Genomic DNA, 18707 nt, shown 5'->3' with positions numbered 1-18707 from the left:
TGTCGTTCGTGGGCAGGATGACGGCCATGACCGCGCCGCTGTCCTCGTCCTCCACCACGCCGTCCGCCTCGCCCTCCGCGCCGTCCGCCGGGCCCTCCGCCCACCCGGTGCTCGATCTCGCGCCCGTCATCCCCGTGGTCGTGGTCAAGGACGTCGCCGACGCCGTGCCGCTCGCTCGGGCGCTGGTGGCCGGTGGGCTGCCCGCGATCGAGGTGACGCTGCGCACGCCGGCCGGTCTGGAGGCGATCCGGGCGGTGTCGGGTGAGGTCGCGGGCGCGGTGGTGGGGGCCGGGACCGTCATCACGCCGGAGCAGGTGGCGGACTGCGTCGCGGCGGGTGCGCGTTTCCTGGTCAGCCCCGGGTGGACGGATGGGCTGCTGGCGGCGATGCAGGGCTCCGGGGTGCCGTTCCTGCCGGGGGTGTCGACGGCTTCGGAGGTCGTGGCGCTCCTCGAACACGGCGTACGGGAGATGAAGTTCTTCCCGGCGCAGGCGGCGGGCGGCACGGCGTTCCTGAAGTCGCTCGCCGGACCACTCCCCCAGGCCCGCTTCTGCCCGACGGGCGGCATCGGACCGGCGAACGCCCCGGAGTACCTCGCCCTGCCCAACGTCGGCTGCGTCGGCGGTACGTGGATGGTCCCCGAGGACGCGATCGCCGGGCGGGACTGGGCGCGGATCGAGGGCCTTGCCCGGGAGGCCGCCGGGCTGCGGCGCCCGGTCAGCGCAGGTGCGACGTGTCGTTGAGGAGGCGGAGGCTGGCGTTGCCGTCGGCGTAGTACGCCACCGCGGACAGGGACGCAGCCGACAACTCCATGCGGAACAGGGCCTCGGGCGGTGCGCCGAGCGCGAGCCGTACCAGGGTCTTGACGGGCGTCACGTGGGAGACGACCAGGACGGTGCGGCCCGCGTGGGAGGCGAGCAGCTTGTCCCGCGCTACGGCGACCCGGCGGGCGACGGCCGCGAAGCTCTCGCCGCCGCCGGTGGGCGCGGCCTCGGGGTCGGTCAGCCAGGCGTTCATGTCGTCCGGGTACCGCTCGCGGACTTCGCCGAAGGTGAGGCCCTCCCAGGCACCGAAGTCTGTCTCGCGCAGTCCGTCCTCGATGCCGACCTCCAGCCCGAGGCGGGCCGCGACGACACCGGCCGTCTCGCGACAGCGGGCGAGGGGTGAGGAGACGACGGTCTGCACGGTCCCGCGCGCGGCCAGCACGCCGGCGACCAGTTCGGCCTGCCGTCGGCCGACCTCGGAGAGACCCGGGTCGCTGCCCCCGCTCCCGGAGAACCGCTTCTGCGGGGTCAGCGTGGTCTCGCCGTGCCGCAGCAGTACGAAGGTGGTGGGGGCCCCGAGATCGGGCGGCGGCGCGGAGGCGACGTTGCGCGCGGCCCGGATGTCGGCCGCCTCCCGCTCCGTCGGGCCCACGGAAGCCTTCGCCGACCCCGCGGGGGCCTCTCGCCCAGGGCCCGTGGCGCCACCGGCAGCCGGCTCCGCCGTCGAACCGGACGGTTCCCAGCGCTCGCCTCGCGCCCCCGCGTCCATCGCCTCGTTGGCGAGACGGTCCGCGTGCTTGTTCTGCTCGCGCGGGATCCACTCGTAGGTGACCTGCCCGGGCGGGAGGACCGCGGCCGCCTCCATCGCCAGGGGTCTCATCGCCGGGTGCTTGATCTTCCAGCGGCCCGACATCTGCTCGACGACCAGCTTGGAGTCCATCCGCACCCGTACCCGCGCGCCCGGGTCCAGGTCGTGGGCCGCACGCAGCCCGGCCAGCAGGCCGCGGTACTCGGCGACGTTGTTCGTGGCCGTGCCGATGTACTCGGCCCGCTCCACGAGCGTCTCGCCGCTCGCCGCGTCGCGCACCACGGAGCCGTAGCCCGCGGGCCCCGGGTTGCCCCGGGAACCGCCGTCCGCCTCGACCATGAACTCCCGCACGCCCTACGCCTCTTGTCGAACCCCTATGGCCTCTGGTCGCCTCTTACAGGCCGGACTCCGCCGTGCGCACCAGGATCCGGCGGCAGTTCTCGCAGCGCACCACCGTGTCGGGCGCCGCCTTGCGGATCTCGTTCAGCTCGGTGATCGCCAGCTCCTGCCGGCAGCCCTGGCAGGTGCGCTGGTACAGCTTGGCCGCGCCGATGCCGCCCTGCTGCTCGCGCAGCTTGTCGTAGAGCTTGAGCAGGTCCGCGGGGACGGACGCCGCGACGACCTCGCGCTCCTTGGTCACCGATGCGGCCTCGCCGTCGATCTCCTCGAAGGCGGCGTCCCGGCGCGCGGTGGCGTCGTCGATCTTCGACTGGACGGAGGCGACGCGCTCGGTCAGCTCCGCCACCCGCTCCTGCGCGGCCTCGCGGCGCTCCATCACCTCGAGGACGATGTCCTCCAGGTCGCCCTGCCGCTTGGCGAGCGAGGCGATCTCGTGCTGGAGGTTCTCCAGGTCCTTGGGCGAGGTGACCGCGCCGGAGTCGAGGCGCTGCTGGTCGCGGGCGGCGCGCTGGCGCACCTGGTCCACGTCCTGCTCCGCCTTGGTCTGCTCGCGGGCGCAGTCGCTCTCCTCCGTCTGCGCGGCCACCAGCAGGTCGCGGAGCTGGACGTGGTCCTTGGTCAGGGACTCGATCTCGGCGTGCTCGGGCAGGGACCTCCGCCTGTGCGAGAGCTGCTGCAGGCGGACGTCGAGGTCCTGGACGTCGAGGAGGCGGATCTGGTCGGCGGACGCGGCGTTCAGTTTGGGGCTCCCGTTGAGCTAGAGGTGGTGGTGGACGCCGCGTGGGCGGTCCAGGGGTCGGTGACCGTCCTGGAGACGTGGACGCGAAGGTCCCATCCGTGCCGGTCGGAGATCTCGTCGAGCTGGGCTGCGGCCAGCTCGCACCAGGGCCACTCGGTGGCCCAGTGCGCCGCGTCGAGCAGCGCGAGAGGACTGTGGGCGCGGGCCTCGGAGGCCGGGTGGTGGCGCAGGTCCGCGGTGAGGAAAGCGTCGACACCCGCCGCGCGGACGGCGTCGAAGAGGCTGTCGCCCGAGCCGCCGCTGACGGCGACCGTGTGGACCACCGCCTCGGGGTCGCCGGCGACGCGGATGCCCTGCGCGGTGGCGGGCAGCCGCTCGGCGGCACGGGCGGCCAGCTCGCGGACGGTGAGCGGGTGGTCCAGCTCGCAGACGCGGCCGAGGCCCCGGCGGCCCTCCGGGTCGGTGGCGTCCGGCACCAGGGGGCGTACGACCCTGAGGTCCAGCGCGCCGGCCAGCGCTTCGCTGACGCCGGGGTCGGCGGTGTCGGCGTTGGTGTGGGCGACGTGCAGCGCGATGTCGTTCTTGATCAGGGTGTGCACGACACGGCCCTTGAAGGTGGAGGCCGCCACCGTCGTCGTACCGCGCAGATAGAGCGGGTGATGCGTGATCAGCAGGTCGGCGCCCAGCTTCACGGCCTCGTCGACGATCTCCTGGACGGGGTCGACGGCGAAGAGAACCCGGGAGACCTCCTGGTCGGGGTCGCCGACGACCGTGCCGACCGCGTCCCAGGACTCGGCCCGCTCGGCGGGCCACAGGTTCTCCAGCGCGGCGATGACTTCAGACAGACGGGGCACGGGGAAAAGGCTACCTGGCCCGGGGCGGTGACCCATCGGCCACGGGTCGTTCCGGCGGGCGGCGGGAGCGGCTCGTACGCGCCGGCTCGCCGGACCGTACGAGCCGGCTCCCCGTCCAGACGTCGTCCAGCCGCCGTCCAGTCGTCCACCCAGGCGTCGTCCAGCCGCCGTCCAGTCGTCCACCCAGGCGTCGTCCAGTCGCCGTCCAGTCGCCGTCCAGTCGTCCACCCAGGCGTCGTCCAGGCGCCGTCCAGTCGCCGTCCAGCCGCCGTCCAGACGTCCACCCAGGCGCCGTCCAGCCGCCGTCCAGTCGTCCACCCAGGCGCCGTCCAGCCGCCGTCCAGTCGGCCGTCCGGTCGTCGTCCGGTCCTGCCGACGTGGTGAGTTGGCCGCACGCGCGCCCCCTTGTGCAGCACAGCCGCCCCCGTTTATTCACAGGAATCCCCGCACCGACACCCTTACGTGTGAAGCGACGGCCCGGGGATGTCACGCCTGTGCGTACGAAAACTAGCTTCGTCGCCGGAGGTGACCGAATGATGACGGCCTGTGCCTTCACATCCGCCACGGCGAACGGCCCCGAAGGGGCGCCCGCGCCCGGATGCGTGATCACCGCGGACGGTTCCTACGCGGCGCGTCTCGCTCTGGACGGCGCGTCCTGGTACCCGGAGCGCTGGACCCTGGACGGCCCGGAACCGTACGCCGTACCGCTGCCCGTCAACCAGCCCGAGGAGCCCGGCACCGAAGTGCAGCCGTTGGCCGACGGGCGGGTGCTCATCCACCGCGTCGCGGCCGGGCGGCGGCACACGTTCTCGCTGCTGTACCCGACCGGGCCGGGGACCGGGGAGCGGCCGCTGGGCACGGTGGAGTGCCACACGGAGGAGACCCGGCTGCGGCTGCTGCCGCCGGCCCCGACAGGGGACCGCGCGTTCGCGCTGGAGGTGGGTGAGGGGGCGAGCGCGGTGTGGCTGGTGGCGGGCGGCGCGAGGGGGCCCGAGCGAGTGGCTCAGGTGCCCGGCCGGTGCTCGGGCGGGGTGTGGCTGGACCGCACGGGCCGGCTGCTGGCCGTGGACCGCACGCCGTCGGACGGGGGTCCCACCAAGACGGTGGTGGTCGATCTGGAGCGGGACGGCGAGGTGTCGCCGCTGCTGCAGATCGCGGACGGCAGCAACGACCGACTGCTGCTCGCCGACCCGGACAGCGGCCTGCTGCTGATCCGCTCGGACGCACCCTCACCGGGCCGGGAGCGGCTCGGCTGGGGGGTGTTGGGGAGCACGCTGCCGGTGCGTTTCCCCGAGTGCCTGCGGCTTGACCGCCCGGCGACGCCGTTCGCCATTCAGCCGGGGCAGGCGCTGACACCGGAGAGCTGCGCGGTGGCGCTGCGCATCGACGGGCCGGCCGGCAGTTGGGTCGGGGTGTGGCGCCCCGCGGACCGCAGGGTGCACCAACTCGCCGCGCCGACGGGCTGGTTGGCGGGGGCCGGGAGGTGGACGCGGGACGGCGTGCTGCGGCTGCCGTACGCGACGGGTGCCGTGCGGTGCGGGGTGGCGCGGCTGGAGGTGCCCGGGCCGGCGGTCGCCGCGCCGGCCCTGGAGACGGGGGAACAGCCGGTTCCGCGGCCGCCGGAGCCGCCGGAGCCGTCCGTGACGAGACCGGTCACGTTGCAGCAGGCGCTGTCGCCGCGGCGCGCCGAAGCGGCCCCGACCCCCCTCGTGTGGATCCGTAAGAGACAGGCACCGGTGGGGAGTAAGGACGGGTTTCCCGGGCACGCGCAGCGCCAGGGCGGCAGCCGCAGCACGACGCCCCCGGCCCCCGGAACGGCTGTCGTTGCCGCCCGTTAGACTCGCTCGGCTGTACGAACGATCATGTTTTGACGGGGTGGACACTTCCGATGAACGACACCAGCACCACACAGCCTCTGTCTGCCGAGGCCCAGGAGATCCCGGGGCACGGCAAGCACCGCGGTCCGGTCTCCGCCGAGGACCACGAGGCGGCGCCGCACGGCCGGCACCGCAAGCCGTCCGGTCAGCAGCAACAGACCGGCACAGCGGCCTGAACCGCGTCCGCTGCGTGAGGTGAGGTTCGTCAGCCGTCGTACCCGTCGGCTGCCGGGTCTCTTCGGCCCCGCCTGTCCCCGCGACGGGCGGGGCCGTCGCATGACGGGTCGGTGACTCGGGAGTGCTGGGACGGCTCGGTCGCTCGGGAGCGCTTGGACGACTCGGTCGCTCAGGATGTTCGACGGCTCGTCGAGTCGGCCGACTCGGCGACTCGGCGGCTCGGCGGCTCGGCCGACTCGGCGACTCGGCGGCTCGGCGGCTCGGCCGACTCGGCGACTCGGCGGCTCGGCGGCTCGGCCGACTCGGCCGACTCGGCGACTCGGCGACTCGGCGACTCGGCGACTCGGCGACTCGGCGACTCGGCGACTCGGCGACTCGGCGGCTCAGGAATGCTCGACGATCGTGTCGGCGAGGACCGGCGCATCGCCCCGCTCGACCGCGCCCACGATCACCCGCACCACGCCCTGCGCCTCTTGCGCCCCCTCGGTCCCCTTCGCCCCCTGGCGCCACATGCGGATGCGCAGGGTCTCCCCCGGGTACACCACCCCGGCGAACCGCGTGGCATAGGAGCGCACCCGGGTCACGTCGCCGCCGAGCAGCGTGTCGACGACCGTCTTGAGCGTCATCCCGTAGGTGCACAGACCGTGCAGGATGGGCCGTTCGAATCCGGCGAGCTCGGCGAACTCCGGGTCGGCGTGCAGGGGGTTCCAGTCGCCGGAGAGGCGGTAGAGCAGGGCCTGGTCCTCACGGACGGTCCGTTCGACGACCTTGTCGGGCTCGCCTGTGGGCGCATCCAGCCGGGCCGACGGCCCGCGGTCACCGCCCCAGCCGCCCTCTCCCCGTACGAAGATCTGGGCGTCGTTGGTCCACAGCGGGCCGTCGGCGTCGGCCACCTCGGTGCGCATGACGAGGACAGCAGCCTTGCCCTTGTCGTACACGGCGGCGATGCGGGAGGTCGCCGAGGCGCTGCCCTCGGCCGGGATCGGGCGGTGGATCGTCAGCGACTGGCCGCCGTGCAGGACGCGGGCGAGGTCGACGTCCACGCCGGGCATGGACAGACCGCTGATCACGCCCGGGGAGCCGGCGCCGGCGACGGTGGCGAAGCTGGGCAGGACGTGCAACCGGGACTCGAGGGTGTAGCGCAGTTCGTCGGGGTCGGTGGCGGGGACGCCGGCGCCGATGCCGAGGTGGTAGAGCTGCACGTCCTTGGAGGTCCAGGTGATCTCGCCGGTCCGGGGTTCGGCCGCGAGGGCCAGGGCTTCGTCGATGGGCATGGGGCTCCTGACGGTCGAGACCTCGGTGCGGCCGTCCGCACCGTCGGCCGCACCGAGGTCGTCACGGGCAGAACAGGAACGCGTTCCAGTCCGGCGGACCCTGTATAGCCCAGTGGTCCCCCGTTGTGAAGGCTCCTGACGTCGCGTCAGCTCCAGCGGCCCGGGAAGGGAGCGGGACATTTGTCCTGACGGATCGCTGACAAACGCCTCTGCCGGCAGCACCGCGCCCCGCATAGCCTCGTACGCATGAAGAAGACGACTGGGACACCACCGGCGGTGTCCTTCACGGGGGCGGTCAAGACCTACGGTGCCGTGCGCGCCGTGGACGGCATCGACCTGCGGCTGGAGCCCGGCGAGACGGTCGCACTGCTCGGCCGCAACGGCGCCGGGAAGTCGACGACGATCTCACTGCTGCTCGGCCTGAACGAGCCGGACGAGGGGGCGGTCGAGCTCTTCGGCGGGCCCCCGGAGCACGCCGTGCGCGCGGGCCGGGTGGGCGCCATGCTCCAGGAGGCGCGGGCGGTCCCCCGGGTCACCGTTCGCGAGCTGGTCTCCTTCGTGGCCGGCCGCTACCCCGACCCGATGCCCGTCGCCCGGGTCCTGGAGCTGGCCGGGATCGCGGACCTGGCCGGGCGGCGCGTGGACCGGCTCTCCGGCGGCCAGACCCAGCGGGTGCGGTTCGCGGTGGCGCTCGCCGGGAATCCCTCGCTGCTCGTGCTGGACGAGCCGACCGCCGCGCTGGACGTGGAGGCGCGGCATGCCTTCTGGGACTCGATGCGGGCCTACGCCCGGCGCGGCCACACCGTCCTGTTCTCCACGCACTACCTTCAGGAGGCGGACGCGCACGCCGACCGGATCGTCGTCATCGACCGGGGCCGGGTCGTCGCGGACGGCACGGGCGAGCAGCTGAGGCGGGCCGCGGGCGGCAATCTGGTCTCCTTCGACCTGGCGGGGCGCGGCACGGCGGGCCTGGAACTGCTGCCCGGCGTGCGGTCGGTGGAGGTACGCGGGGACCGGGCGCTGCTGCGCACGGACGACTCCGACGCGACCGTGATCGCCCTGGCCGGACTGGACGCGATACGGGGCCTGGAGGTCGTCCCGGCGTCGCTGGACGACGCGTTCCTCGCCCTGACCTCAGGTGAGAAGGAGACGGTGTGATGTGGGACTACCTGCGGCTCGAGGTGCGCCGGACCCTGCGCGACGTGGGCTTTGTGATCGGCGGGGTCGCGATGCCGGTGATGATGTACCTGCTGTTCACCAACATCGGTGAGAACGACGGCAGTTGGAGGACCGCCTCCATGGTGGGCATGGCCGCGTACGGCGCGGTCGGCTCGGCGTTGAACACCGGTGGCGGGGTGGCCGAGGACCGGGCGATCGGCTGGCTGCGGCAACTGAGGGTGACCCCGATGACCCCGCGCCAGGTCGTCGCCGGCCGGGCGCTGACCGGATCGGTGACCGTGCTGCCCGCGATCGTCGCGGTGCTCGTGGCGGGCGGGCTGGTCAACGGCGTACGCCTGGCGGCCTGGCAGTGGGCGGCGATCGCACTGCTGCTGTGGCTCGGCTCGATCCCCTTCACCCTGCTCGGCCTCGGCAACGGCTACCGGCTGACCGCCCAGACCACGGGCGTGACGAACATGATCTGCAACCTGGGTCTGGCGGTGCTCGGCGGCCTGTGGTTCCCGCTGTCCCTGTTCCCGGGCTGGCTGCGCTCGGTGTCCGCGTACACCCCGACCCACCGCTTCGCCGAGCTCGGCACATCGGTCGCGGACGGTCATGCCCCCGCCCTGGGCACGATCGTCGTCCTCGCGGCCTGGCTGCTGGCGTTCGGTTCCTACGCTGTGCTGTCCTACCGCAGGACCGCGGGGAACATCTGATCGGGGGAACGGGGGAAACAGGGACATGTCCTGGGTGCGAAACGTCTCGTGCCGTCTCAGTGCCTGGCAGCAGGCGCGGCAGACGTGGAAAGAGGACACGGAGCGGTTCAAGGCCGAGCAGAAGGCCGCCCGGAAGGCCGGGAAGGTGCCCGAGAACCCGGGGCCGCCGCCCACCGGGTTCTCCCTGCTGCCCTGGCTGCTGATGGGGATGGGCGCCTTTTCCAACCTCTTCCAGGGCAAGACCCTCAACCCGTGGATCGGCGGTCTGGGCCTGCTCGCCTTCAACTCCTGCTACATCTACGTGGTGTTCCGGGCCTTCCACAAGCAGACCCGGGAGGCCAGGTCCACGCGGGCGGCGCTGGTCGTGATGGGCGTGGTGACCTTCGGCCTGGCCATCGGGTACGGCGGCAGTTGGCTGCTGTTCTTCCCCCTGCTGGGCCTTGCGACGGGAGCGGTCGTGCGAGGCTGTTGGCTGGGCAGGACGGGCGTCGTCCTCACCGCGGTCGCGGGCGTCGTCTCCTGCCTGCGCGACGGCTGGGACGGGCTGAACGTCGCCTACGGCACGTTCCTGTCGACGATGGTGACCGCGGCGATCCTGTCCCTCTCCGAGGCCGTACGGGAACTGCGCGCCGCCCGCGAGGAGCTGGCCCACCGCGCGGTGGAGCAGGAACGCCTGCGCTTCTCCCGCGACCTGCACGACCTGCTCGGCCACACCCTCTCGGTGATCGTGGTGAAGTCGGAGGCGGCCCGCCGGCTCGCCCCGCGTGACATGGAGGCGGCGCTGGCGCAGGTGACGGACATCGAGTCGGTCGGACGGCAGGCGCTCACCGAGATACGCGAAGCGGTGACCGGCTACCGCGAGGGCAGTCTCGGCACGGAAATGGACCGGGCCCGCTCGGCCCTGACCGCCGCCGGCATCGAGCCCGTGGTGCGCCGCTCCGGTCCTCCTCTGGTCTCGCAGACCGAGGCCCTGCTGGGCTGGGTGGTGCGCGAGGCGGTCACCAACGCCGTACGGCACAGCGGCGCGAATCTGTGTGAGATCACCGTCGACGGGACCTTGGAGCGCGTCCGGCTGACAGTGGCGGACAACGGGAGCGGCGCGCCCGCCGTGCCGGCCCCGGCGGGTGTCGGCGGGACCGGTCTGAAGGGCCTGACCGAACGGCTCGCGGCGGCGGGCGGCTCCCTGCGGGCCGGCCCGTCGCCGCGGGGTGGCTTCACGGTCACCGCCGAACTCCCGGTGGAGTCCGCATCGCCCGTTCAGCCGCCCCCTCAGTCGCTGTCCCCGGCGGCTACGGCGCCCAGGGCTGACTGACCACCCAGCTCACGTCGTTCGTCCATGACGTGGAGCTGTCCCAGGTGTTCGAGCCGCCGTTGCTCGCGATGTAGACGTTGTGGTCGTAGTGGCGGATGTATTTGCTCGGGTAGTTGTACGAGGCGAACGACGTCCCGGTGCCGCTCTTGCCGGTCCCCGGGCAGAACGTGGCGTCGGCTCTGAACTGCGCGGTGCCGTCCATGGGCTGCCGCAGGAGCTGGAAGTTGTAGTGCCGCAGGAAGTCGCCCGGATAGTTCCTGGACTCGAAGGAGACGCAGGAGCTGCTCGCGAGGCCCCGGCGGACGATCCAGGTGGCGTCGTTCTTGTCGAGGGTCGAACTGCTCGATGTGATCGAGGAGATGACCGCCGTGTCGTTCTGGTGGCGGATGTAGTCACCGGTGCAGCAGGAGGTGGTGGCGCGCAGCGAGATCTCCGAACCGGGAGTGAGGGAGCCGGCGGAGCCGGTCGCGCCGCCGTAGCCGACGGAGACGATGTTCGCCTGCACGGAGTCGTCGGCGGCGTCGGTCGGGATGCCGGAGGTCATCACGCCTTCGAAGAAGGACCCGATGGAGCCGTTGCTGTTGTCGCCGCCGGTGCCGAGGACGATCGCGCCCTCCTGGTGCATCGGCGAGTAGCCGCCGCCCACGGTGGGTTCGCCGCCGGAATAGGTGGTGGTGAGACCGCCGGACTGGGCATTGCCGTATTTCAGCGCGAAACGGTGCTGGCCGTTGTTCTTCAGCAGCGCGGTGACGAAGGGAAGCGGTCCCGTGCCGGTGTTGGAGGTGTTCTTGCTGTAGCCGAAATCCGACTGGAACAGGCCGTTCTCCGGGTCGGCCTGGACCCAGGGGCCCTGCCCGTAGCACGGTGAGAACCAGCACTCGGTGCCGAAGTTGATGGCGTCCATGTGGCCGTTGCCGGTGTCCATGTTGTTGGTCTCGGCGTTGCCGTAGTCGAAGCAGCAGCGGCCGTTGACGTGCGTGCCGGAGGTGACCATGTACATCCCCTCGGCCTGCCCGTTGACCGCGACACCCGAGGTCGAGTTGTCCCGGTAGCCCATGCCGGCCGAGATCTCCAGGCCGTAGACCTGGTGTCCGCCGACGGTCACCGGCAGCGCGTCCGCGGGCGCGCCGACATCGGCCGCTCCGGCCCGGCCGGCGCCCTCGATGGTGAGGTCGTTGTGGCGGGAGGACTGGTCGTAGATCTTGGTGATGATGCAGGTGGTGCCGGAGCAGAAGGAGTCCTGGGCGGCCGCGTTGGCGTACCCGCCGGCCGCTGGCAGGCCGATGTTCGTCGTCGCGCTGTCCGAGGCGCGTTTCACCTGGTAGAGCGGGCCGTTGTACGAGGAGTAGAGCGCCCTGACGAGGCTGTGGGCGGCGACGCAGGGGGTGCCGGCGGCGGCGTAGATGTCGCACGGGAGCGAGCCCGCGGCGGCGGCCTGGGGCGCGCCCGCGCCGACCGTGAGGCCGACGGCGAGCGCGACCACGGTCACGAACGCGGCCAGCGCGGACAGGACCGTGCTTCTGAGGCGTTGTGGTCGTGGGGGCGGGGGTGTGGGGGACACGGTGTACCTCTTCCGATTCTTCCGATTCCGGTAGGGCCGAGCAGGCGTCTTTCGAAATACCGAACGCCGTTCGGTCGAAATGCCGAACCTGTTCCCTGTCGAAATTCCGAACAACTGCGGGAGTTGGCATGGCACAGGAATTACCAGGAGTTCTCCGAATGCCGAGCCGATTGTTTGACCACGGTCAGAATCCGTCAAGACTCGCGGTACGGAACAATGGAGAGTCTTTGATTGCCGGACGGCGCGGGCGAGTTGGCCGTGCGGTCCCGGCCCCGGTCCGCTGCCCGTACTCTTGGCTCGTGGACGAGACGCCCCGAAGTCACCGGCCGACGCGATGCATCCGGGTACTGCTCGCCGAGGACCAGGGCATGATGCGCGGCGCCCTCGCCCTGCTGCTCGGCATGGAGGAGGACATCGAGGTGGTCGCGCAGGTCGCGGCGGGTGACGCGATCGTGGACGCCGTGCTCACCCATCGCCCGGACGTGGCACTGCTGGACATCGAGCTGCCCGGGAAGAGCGGCCTGGACGCGGCGGCCGAGCTGCGGGAGGAGGCTCCGGGCTGCCGGGTGCTGATCCTCACCACCTTCGGGCGCCCCGGCTATCTGCGCCGCGCCCTGGAGGCCGGCGCCGCCGGCTTCCTGGTCAAGGACGGGCCGGTGGAGGAGCTGGCCGCGGCGATCCGGCGGGTGCTCACTGGCGAGACGGTCGTCGACCCGGCCCTGGCCGCGGCGGCCCTGAGCGCCGGCCCCAATCCGCTGACCGCCCGCGAGTGCGACGTGCTGAAGGCCTCCGTGGACGGGGCGACGGTCGCCGACATCGCCGCCAGGCTCCACCTCTCGGAGTCGACGGTCCGCAACTACCTCTCCTCCGCCATCGGCAAGACGGGCACCCGCAACCGCATGGAGGCGATGCGGGAGGCCCGGCGGCAGGGGTGGCTGTAGGGCCTGTTGCGAAGGCGGGTCAGCCCTGGCCGGTCCGCGTCCGCGGCAGCCACGCCGGCATCAGCACGGCCCCCACCAGCAGCACGTATCCGCTCGTCCGGAACGCCTCCGCGTACCCCTCCGTCAGGGCGTCGGCCGAGCCCCGCCCCCCGGTGCGCGTCGCCGCGATGGTGGACATCACCGCGAGGCCGAGCGAACCGCCCATGGTGCGCGAGGTGTTGACGAGCCCCGACACCAGTCCGGCATCCCCCGGCGCGGCCCCCATCGTCCCCCACCGCCTCGGCCCTGGGACGTACGACATCCCTTGACGCACCCCCGAACGCATCCCCGGACGCATCCCGGACGCACCGTCAGCAGACCGTCTTCCTGACGCGAGATCAGAAACCCATGAATCGGTCAAGGATTCGTTAGTACGCCAAAGCATCGGAATAGTTGCCTGTGCATACGTGGTTCACCCAGCACGTGTCCGCTCGGCCCCCTGTCCCGAGCGACCCGTTCCGCACGACACCGACCAGGCCCGGAGGCCCCGATCCATGACGCATCCAAGGACCGACCAGCCCGCACCAAGGCCGTCCGGCGCCATCGTGCCGGTGCTCGCCTTCGCGGGCATCGTGGTCGCGGTGATGCAGACGCTGCTCGTCCCGGTCATCAAGGATCTGCCCCAGCTGCTGCACACCACGCCCAGCAACGCCACCTGGGTCCTGACCTCCACCCTCCTCTCGGGCGCCGTCGCCACCCCGATCATGGGCCGTCTCGGCGATCTGTACGGCAAGCGGCGCATGCTGCTCACCAGCCTGGCCGTCATGGTGGTCGGCGCCCTGATCAGCGCCGTCACCAGCACCCTGATGCCCATGATCGTCGGCCGTACGCTCCAGGGCTTCGCGATGGGCGCGATCCCGCTCGGCATCGGCCTGATGCGTGACATGCTGCCTCGCGAGCGGCTCGGCTCGGCGATGGCACTGATGAGCTCCTCGATCGGCGTCGGAGGCGGCCTGGCGCTGCCCGCCGCCGCCCTGGTCGCCCAGCACACGAACTGGCACGCCCTGTTCTACGGCTCCGCCGGACTCGGCGTCCTCTCCATCGTGCTCACCCTCCTCGCCGTACCGGAGTCCCCGATGCGCGCGAAGGGCTCCTTCGACCTGCTGGGCGCGCTCGGCCTGTCCGCCGGTCTGGTACTGCTCCTGCTTCCCATCACCAAGGGCAGCGACTGGGGCTGGTCCTCCGGCACGACGCTCGGCCTGTTCGGCGCGTCCGTCGCGGTCCTGCTCCTGTGGGGCGTCCTGGAACTGCGGATCAGCGCCCCGCTGGTGGACCTGCGCACCACCGCCCGCCGCGAGGTGCTGCTCACCAACCTCGCCTCGATCATGGTCGGCGTCAGCTTCTACGTCGTCTCGCTCGTCCTGCCGCAGCTGCTCCAGCTGCCCACCGCCACCGGCTACGGCCTCGGCCGGTCGATGGCCGTCGCGGGTCTGTGCGTGGCACCGCTGGGCCTGACGATGATGTTCACCGCCCCGGTCTACGCCCGTCTGTCCGCCCGCTACGGCCCCAAGGTCACCCTGATCATCGGCCTGCTGGTCATCGCCCTCGGCTACGGCGGCGGCCTCGGCCTGATGGACGCCGCCTGGCAGACCGTGATCACCTCGGTGGTCCTGGGCGCCGGCATCGGCCTCGCCTACTCCTCGCTGCCCGCCCTGATCGTCGGCGCTGTCCCGGCCTCGGAGACGGGCGCGGCCAACGGCCTGAACACCCTGATGCGGTCCATCGGCACGTCGGTGTCGAGTGCCGTGATCGGCATGGTGCTGGCGAACACGGCGAACCACGTGAACGGTCTGGCCGTCCCGACCATGCACGGCTTCCGGGTCTCCTTCCTGATCGCGACGGCCGCGGTCGCCTTCGGTCTGCTGCTCGCCCTCTTCCTGCCCGGCCGCCGCCCCGCGGCCCGGCCCCAGCTGCGCGCGAGCAGCGAGGAGGACGCGAACCTGGAGCGCGCCGAGGAGGTGCTGCGGGGCTTCCGCGGCCGGGTCCTGGACGCCGAGGGCGCCCCGGTCGCCCGCGCCAAGGTCACGCTGATCGACCGCCGGGGCCGCCAGGCGGGCGCCACACTGTCCGCGGAGGACGGCAGCTACACGCTGACGGTGCCGGCGGAGGGCCCGTACGTCCTGGCCGCGAGGGCCGCGGGCCACGCCCCGGTCGCCTCGTCGGCCACCCACTCGGGCGACGACCGCCCGGTGGGCCTGGACCTTTCCCTTCCGGGCGAGCCGGTCCCGGTGGCAGAGGCCTGAGCAGCCCGCTGTCCAGGCCACCCGCACCCCCCGTCGCCGCGCCGCCGGGGGGTGCGGCAGCATGGGGCGTCCATACGCTCGTACGACCGAGAGGACGCCCCATGCCCGCGGCGCCCAAGCCCGAGATCCTGGCCGCGTTCGAGGCCGCGAAGGGGTTCATGCCACGGCACGAGGGGCTCGCGCTGTACGAGGCCGCCGTCGAGGCCGGGCGGCTCGGGCTGCCGCTGCTGGAGGTCGGCACGTACTGCGGCCGGTCCACGGTCCTGCTCGCCGACGCGGCCCGCGCCGCCGGGGTCCCCGCGCTCACCGTCGACCACCACCGCGGCAGCGAGGAGCAGCAGCCGGGCTGGGACTACCACGACCCGGAGACGGTCGACCCCGAGGTCGGCCTCATGGACACCCTGCCCACCTTCCGGCGCACCCTGCACAGGGCGGGCCTTGAGGACCACGTGATCGCACTCGTGGGCCGTTCGCCACAGGTGGCCAGGGTGTGGAACACCCCGCTCGGCCTGGTGTTCATCGACGGCGGCCACACCGACGAACACGCGAACGCCGACTACGAGGGCTGGGCCCCCCATGTGGCCCAAGACGGCCTCCTCGTCATCCACGACGTGTTCCCCGAGCCGGAGGACGAGTTCACCGGCCAGGCCCCGTACCGCGTCTACCTGAGGGCCCTTCAGTCCGGAGAGTTCACGGAGGTCTCGGCGACCGACTCGCTGCGCGTCCTGCGGCGAACGCGGGCGAGGAGCGAATCGTCCCGTTAGGGTCGCAGGCATGCCGTACGTTGGACCGGACTTCGATGCCCCCGAACCCCGCCGCCGTCGGCGCGGGCCACTGACGGTGGCGGTCGCCGCGCTGGTGCCGGCGGCGCTGCTCGGCTGGCTGGTCTACGAGGCGGTGGCCGACAGCGGCGGTGGATCGGCGGGTGGGGCGCCCACGACCAGGTCCGCGGGGACCGCGCCGTCCGCCGCCGCCCCGGGGTCTCCGGCCTCCCCGGCCGGTGGCGCGGAGAGCGGCGAGCAGCCGGACGCGTCGTCCACCGCACGGTCCGGTTCCAAGCCGCTCGCGGGCAAGGTCGTCGTCGTCGACCCCGGACACAACCCCGGCAACGTCGACCACACGGCCGAGATCAACCGCAAGGTCGACATCGGCACCAACACCAAGGAGTGCGACACCACCGGCACGTCCACCAACTCGGGTTACACGGAGGCCCAGTTCACCCTGGACGTGGCGCGCCGGCTGCGCACGCTCCTGGAGGAGCAGGGTGCCACGGTGAAGTTCACGCAGGACGGCGACCGGTCGTGGGGGCCGTGCGTGGACGAGCGGGCGCGGATCGGCGACCAGGCACACGCGGACGCGGCGATCTCCATCCACGCGGACGGCGCGGCCCAGGGCGACCGCGGCTTCCACGTCATCCTGCCGGCCTCGGTGCACAAGGGTGCCGCGGACACCCGTCGCATCGTCGGCCCCTCCCGCGACCTCGGTGAGCGCGTCGCGGGCGACTTCGTCCGCGTCACCGGCAGCACGCCCTCCAACTACGTGGGCGACGGCACCGGTCTCGTCGTACGGAGCGACCTCGGCGGTCTCAATCTGTCAACGGTTCCCAAGGTCTTCATCGAGTGCGGCAACATGCGCGACACCAAGGACGCGGCACTGCTGACCAGCGGCTCGTGGCGGCAGAAGGCGGCGCAGGGAATCTCTGAGGGAATCGTGAGTTTCCTGCGCGGGTAGCGATCATCGTCTCCGAGCCGGCGGACACCCCGGCCGGGCTGACGATAGGGTCATCCCTACGATGAGGGGCCACCCCCGCGCTTCGCACCGCGGCCCGAGGTCGACATGGCGACAGCGACGCCTCCACCGACGACGAGACGACAGACGAAGGACCCGAAGTGAATATCCGCTCCCTCACGAGAGGCGACGGCGTGGTGATCGGAGCAGCGGTATTGCTGTTCATCGCGTCGTTCCTCGACATCTACTCGATCGACGGGGCGCCCAGCAGCGCGGACATCCCCAGCGCCTGGGCCAGCGGACCGCTCCTGCTGAGCGTCTTCCTGGCCGGCATCATCGGCGCAGCGCTGGTCGTCGTCGCCCACGGCCTGCCGCAGGTGCCGAAGGTCGCCGGGCTCGACCTCGGGCAGTTCGGCGCCGCCTTCACGGTCTTCGCCGCCTGGAGCGCGCTCGGCAATGTCTTCGACCCGATCGGTGGTGTCGACAACCTCGGTGGCGGCGGGAGCGTCAGCGCCGGCACCGGCCTGATCCTCGGCCTCGTCGCCACTGTTGTCATGGCCGCTGCGGCGATCGCCGCGCCGCTGGTCCCGGCCCTGCAGGCCGCTCTCGTGCCGGCCCCCAAGCCCGCCGCCCCGCAGCCCTACGGCGGGCAGCCGCAGGGCGGGTACGGCTACCCGGGTGCGCAGCAGTCGCCGTACGGTCAGTCGCAGCAGGGGCAGCCGTTCGGCGGGCAGCAGCCGCAGCAGACGGTTCCCGCCGCGGACTTCTCGCCGTTCTGGTTCGCGGTGCCGGTGCCGCGCCCGCTGTTCCCGGAGGACGGCTCCCCCACGCCGATCGCCGAACTGGCGCCCGGCACCTGGTACCTGGCCGTCGAGCAGCGCGGCCCCGCCCTGGTGGCGCAGACGCAGGACGGCCGCCGCGGTGTGCTGCAGGACACGAGCGGCATCCAGCGCGGCTGAGCCCCACCGCCCGCACGCACGGCCCCTCGCCCTTCCGGGCGGGGGGCCGTTGTCGTAGAGTCGCTGCCACTCCTTGAATCTGATGATCCGTCAGAGAAGCGGAGGCGGCATGCGGCTCGGACTCGCGCTCGGCTACTGGGGCCGCGGCCCCGCGACGGACCATGTCACGCTGGCGCGGGAGGCGGAAGGGCTCGGCTACGACTCGGTGTGGACCGCCGAGTCCTGGGGGTCGGACGCGTTCACGCCGCTCACCTGGATCGCCGCGCGGACGTCAAGGACCAAGCTGAGTACGGCGGTTGCCCAGATGGCGGCCCGCTCCCCCACCACCACCGCGATGCACGCGCTCACCCTGGACCACCTCTCGGGCGGGCGCATGATGCTGGGCCTCGGCCTGTCGGGGCCGCGGGTGGTGGAGGGCTGGTACGGGCGCCCGTTCCCGAGTTCACCGCTCACCGCGACCCGGGAGTACGTCGAGGCCGTACGGCAAGTGCTGCGCCGCGAGGCGCCGGTGGAGCTGGACGGCCGCTTCCACCCCCTGCCCTACCCGGGCCCGAAGGGCACCGGCCTCGGCAAGCCCCTGAAGTCGATCACGCACCCCCTTCGCGCCGATCTGCCCGTCCTGCTGGGCGCGGAGGGCCCGAAGAACGTGGCGCAGACGGTGCGGATCGCGGACGCCTGGCTGCCGCTGTACTGGTCGCCGACCCGCCCGGAGGTGTACGGGGCGGCGCTGACCGACCTGCGTGAGGGGTTCGTCGTGGCCCCGATGGCGCGGGTGAAGGTATGCGACGACGTCGCCGAAGGGCTGCTGCCGGTGAAGGCGATGCTCGGCTTCTACATCGGCGGGATGGGGCACGCGGCGCGGAACTTCCATGCCGACCTGATGGCGCGCATGGGGTACGAGGAGGAGGCGCGGCGTATCCAGCGGCTGTTCCTTCAGGGGTGGCGCGAGGAGGCGGTGCCGGCCGTGCCGGACGCCTTCGCGGACGAGATCTCGCTGGTCGGGCCGCGTGAACGCATCGCGGAGCGGCTGGAGTTGTGGCGCGAGGGCCCGGTGACGCACCTGCTGGCGCCGGCACCGCACCCGCACATGCTGCGGGTGCTGGCCGAGCTGAACTGACCACAGGTGGGTAGGGCACCGCCGCGGAGCGCTGCACGGCG

The 18707-nt window shown here is 72.4% G+C and carries 17 protein-coding genes and 1 pseudogene; 12 read left to right on the top strand and 6 right to left on the bottom strand.

Annotation, left to right across the window (positions count from 1 at the left end; all coding sequences use genetic code 11):
* Positions 1 to 26: 26 nt before the first annotated feature.
* Positions 27 to 743 carry a bifunctional 4-hydroxy-2-oxoglutarate aldolase/2-dehydro-3-deoxy-phosphogluconate aldolase gene (gene eda, locus AB0N14_RS31995; protein ID WP_366029192.1) on the top strand — a complete coding sequence of 239 codons (717 nt, stop codon included), beginning with the start codon at positions 27 to 29 and terminating at the stop codon, positions 741 to 743.
* On the opposite strand, the gene AB0N14_RS31990 is transcribed toward eda, so the two are convergent.
* The 3 genes from AB0N14_RS31990 to AB0N14_RS31980 are packed head-to-tail and all read right to left on the bottom strand — an operon-like array spanning position 718 to position 3564.
* On the bottom strand, positions 718 to 1923 hold the full coding sequence (locus tag AB0N14_RS31990) for a bifunctional RNase H/acid phosphatase (RefSeq protein ID WP_366029191.1): 1206 nt from the start codon (positions 1921 to 1923) through the stop codon (positions 718 to 720). The genes eda and AB0N14_RS31990 overlap by 26 nt on opposite strands.
* A gap of 43 nt (positions 1924 to 1966) precedes the next feature.
* On the bottom strand, positions 1967 to 2710 hold the full coding sequence (locus AB0N14_RS31985; RefSeq protein WP_366029213.1) for a C4-type zinc ribbon domain-containing protein: 744 nt from the start codon (positions 2708 to 2710) through the stop codon (positions 1967 to 1969).
* Positions 2707 to 3564: a Nif3-like dinuclear metal center hexameric protein gene (locus tag AB0N14_RS31980; protein WP_366029190.1), complete on the bottom strand. Its 858-nt coding sequence runs from the start codon at positions 3562 to 3564 to the stop codon at positions 2707 to 2709. The genes AB0N14_RS31985 and AB0N14_RS31980 overlap by 4 nt, the downstream gene beginning before the upstream one ends.
* A 536-nt stretch (positions 3565 to 4100) precedes the next feature.
* On the opposite strand from AB0N14_RS31980, the gene AB0N14_RS31975 reads away from it, so the two are divergent.
* Positions 4101 to 5402 (top strand): hypothetical protein, encoded by a 1302-nt coding sequence (locus tag AB0N14_RS31975; protein WP_366029212.1) that lies wholly within the window; start codon positions 4101 to 4103, stop codon positions 5400 to 5402.
* Positions 5403 to 5452: 50 nt separating this feature from the next.
* Positions 5453 to 5617 (top strand): hypothetical protein, encoded by a 165-nt coding sequence (locus AB0N14_RS31970; RefSeq protein ID WP_366029189.1) that lies wholly within the window; start codon positions 5453 to 5455, stop codon positions 5615 to 5617.
* A gap of 384 nt (positions 5618 to 6001) precedes the next feature.
* Here AB0N14_RS31970 and AB0N14_RS31965 read toward each other — a convergent pair whose 3' ends face one another.
* Positions 6002 to 6892: a MaoC/PaaZ C-terminal domain-containing protein gene (locus tag AB0N14_RS31965; protein ID WP_366029188.1), complete on the bottom strand. Its 891-nt coding sequence runs from the start codon at positions 6890 to 6892 to the stop codon at positions 6002 to 6004.
* Positions 6893 to 7138: 246 nt separating this feature from the next.
* Between AB0N14_RS31965 and AB0N14_RS31960 the strand changes: the two genes are divergently transcribed.
* Genes AB0N14_RS31960 through AB0N14_RS31950 form a run of 3 tightly spaced genes read left to right on the top strand, consistent with a single transcriptional unit; the run spans position 7139 to position 10078 of the window.
* Positions 7139 to 8050 carry an ABC transporter ATP-binding protein gene (locus tag AB0N14_RS31960; protein ID WP_366029187.1) on the top strand — a complete coding sequence of 304 codons (912 nt, stop codon included), beginning with the start codon at positions 7139 to 7141 and terminating at the stop codon, positions 8048 to 8050.
* Positions 8050 to 8766 (top strand): ABC transporter permease, encoded by a 717-nt coding sequence (locus tag AB0N14_RS31955; protein ID WP_366029211.1) that lies wholly within the window; start codon positions 8050 to 8052, stop codon positions 8764 to 8766. Before AB0N14_RS31960 ends, AB0N14_RS31955 begins: the two co-directional genes overlap by 1 nt.
* A gap of 25 nt (positions 8767 to 8791) precedes the next feature.
* The gene (locus AB0N14_RS31950) at positions 8792 to 10078 is read left to right on the top strand and encodes a sensor histidine kinase (RefSeq protein WP_366029186.1); all 1287 of its coding nucleotides are present in this window, start codon (positions 8792 to 8794) and stop codon (positions 10076 to 10078) included.
* On the opposite strand, the gene AB0N14_RS31945 is transcribed toward AB0N14_RS31950, so the two are convergent.
* On the bottom strand, positions 10056 to 11639 hold the full coding sequence (locus AB0N14_RS31945; protein ID WP_366029184.1) for an alpha-L-arabinofuranosidase B: 1584 nt from the start codon (positions 11637 to 11639) through the stop codon (positions 10056 to 10058). The genes AB0N14_RS31950 and AB0N14_RS31945 overlap by 23 nt on opposite strands.
* A gap of 299 nt (positions 11640 to 11938) precedes the next feature.
* Between AB0N14_RS31945 and AB0N14_RS31940 the strand changes: the two genes are divergently transcribed.
* Entirely contained in the window at positions 11939 to 12580 is a 642-nt protein-coding gene (locus AB0N14_RS31940; RefSeq protein WP_366029183.1) for a response regulator transcription factor, read from the top strand.
* Between the two features lie 19 nt (positions 12581 to 12599).
* Here the strand turns inward: AB0N14_RS31940 and AB0N14_RS31935 are convergent.
* Positions 12600 to 12842 (bottom strand): annotated as a pseudogene (locus AB0N14_RS31935) (MFS transporter); the annotation flags it as partial.
* A gap of 271 nt (positions 12843 to 13113) precedes the next feature.
* On the opposite strand from AB0N14_RS31935, the gene AB0N14_RS31930 reads away from it, so the two are divergent.
* The 5 genes from AB0N14_RS31930 to AB0N14_RS31910 all read left to right on the top strand — a co-directional run bounded on the left by AB0N14_RS31930 (position 13114) and on the right by AB0N14_RS31910 (position 18666).
* A complete protein-coding gene (locus tag AB0N14_RS31930) occupies positions 13114 to 14862 on the top strand; it encodes an MFS transporter (RefSeq protein WP_366029182.1) in 1749 nt (582 codons plus the stop codon).
* Between the two features lie 101 nt (positions 14863 to 14963).
* Positions 14964 to 15626, top strand: coding sequence for a class I SAM-dependent methyltransferase (locus tag AB0N14_RS31925; protein ID WP_366029181.1), 663 nt, complete (start codon positions 14964 to 14966; stop codon positions 15624 to 15626).
* Positions 15627 to 15636: 10 nt separating this feature from the next.
* A complete protein-coding gene (locus tag AB0N14_RS31920; protein WP_366029180.1) occupies positions 15637 to 16593 on the top strand; it encodes an N-acetylmuramoyl-L-alanine amidase in 957 nt (318 codons plus the stop codon).
* Between the two features lie 158 nt (positions 16594 to 16751).
* A complete protein-coding gene (locus AB0N14_RS31915; RefSeq protein ID WP_366029179.1) occupies positions 16752 to 17549 on the top strand; it encodes a hypothetical protein in 798 nt (265 codons plus the stop codon).
* 109 nt (positions 17550 to 17658) lie between these two features.
* On the top strand, positions 17659 to 18666 hold the full coding sequence (locus AB0N14_RS31910; protein ID WP_366029178.1) for an LLM class F420-dependent oxidoreductase: 1008 nt from the start codon (positions 17659 to 17661) through the stop codon (positions 18664 to 18666).
* Positions 18667 to 18707: the final 41 nt, after the last annotated feature.

The sequence above is a fragment of the Streptomyces sp. NPDC051104 genome (genome assembly GCF_040682835.1).
GTDB lineage: Bacteria > Actinomycetota > Actinomycetes > Streptomycetales > Streptomycetaceae > Streptomyces > Streptomyces cynarae.
This window is presented reverse-complemented; position numbering and strand designations above follow the sequence as displayed.

Excerpts from the sequence above, each read along its gene's own strand:
- AB0N14_RS31920 (WP_366029180.1), top strand. The coding sequence starts at position 15,637 with ATGCCGTACGTTGGACCGGACTTCGATGCCCCCGAACCCCGCCGCCGT.
- AB0N14_RS31965 (WP_366029188.1), bottom strand. The coding sequence starts at position 6,892 with ATGCCCATCGACGAAGCCCTGGCCCTCGCGGCCGAACCCCGGACCGGC.
- AB0N14_RS31930 (WP_366029182.1), top strand. The coding sequence starts at position 13,114 with ATGACGCATCCAAGGACCGACCAGCCCGCACCAAGGCCGTCCGGCGCC.
- AB0N14_RS31955 (WP_366029211.1), top strand. The coding sequence starts at position 8,050 with ATGTGGGACTACCTGCGGCTCGAGGTGCGCCGGACCCTGCGCGACGTG.
- AB0N14_RS31950 (WP_366029186.1), top strand. The coding sequence starts at position 8,792 with ATGTCCTGGGTGCGAAACGTCTCGTGCCGTCTCAGTGCCTGGCAGCAG.
- AB0N14_RS31910 (WP_366029178.1), top strand. The coding sequence starts at position 17,659 with ATGCGGCTCGGACTCGCGCTCGGCTACTGGGGCCGCGGCCCCGCGACG.
- AB0N14_RS31960 (WP_366029187.1), top strand. The coding sequence starts at position 7,139 with ATGAAGAAGACGACTGGGACACCACCGGCGGTGTCCTTCACGGGGGCG.
- AB0N14_RS31970 (WP_366029189.1), top strand. The coding sequence starts at position 5,453 with ATGAACGACACCAGCACCACACAGCCTCTGTCTGCCGAGGCCCAGGAG.
- eda (WP_366029192.1), top strand. The coding sequence starts at position 27 with ATGACCGCGCCGCTGTCCTCGTCCTCCACCACGCCGTCCGCCTCGCCC.
- AB0N14_RS31975 (WP_366029212.1), top strand. The coding sequence starts at position 4,101 with ATGACGGCCTGTGCCTTCACATCCGCCACGGCGAACGGCCCCGAAGGG.
- AB0N14_RS31925 (WP_366029181.1), top strand. The coding sequence starts at position 14,964 with ATGCCCGCGGCGCCCAAGCCCGAGATCCTGGCCGCGTTCGAGGCCGCG.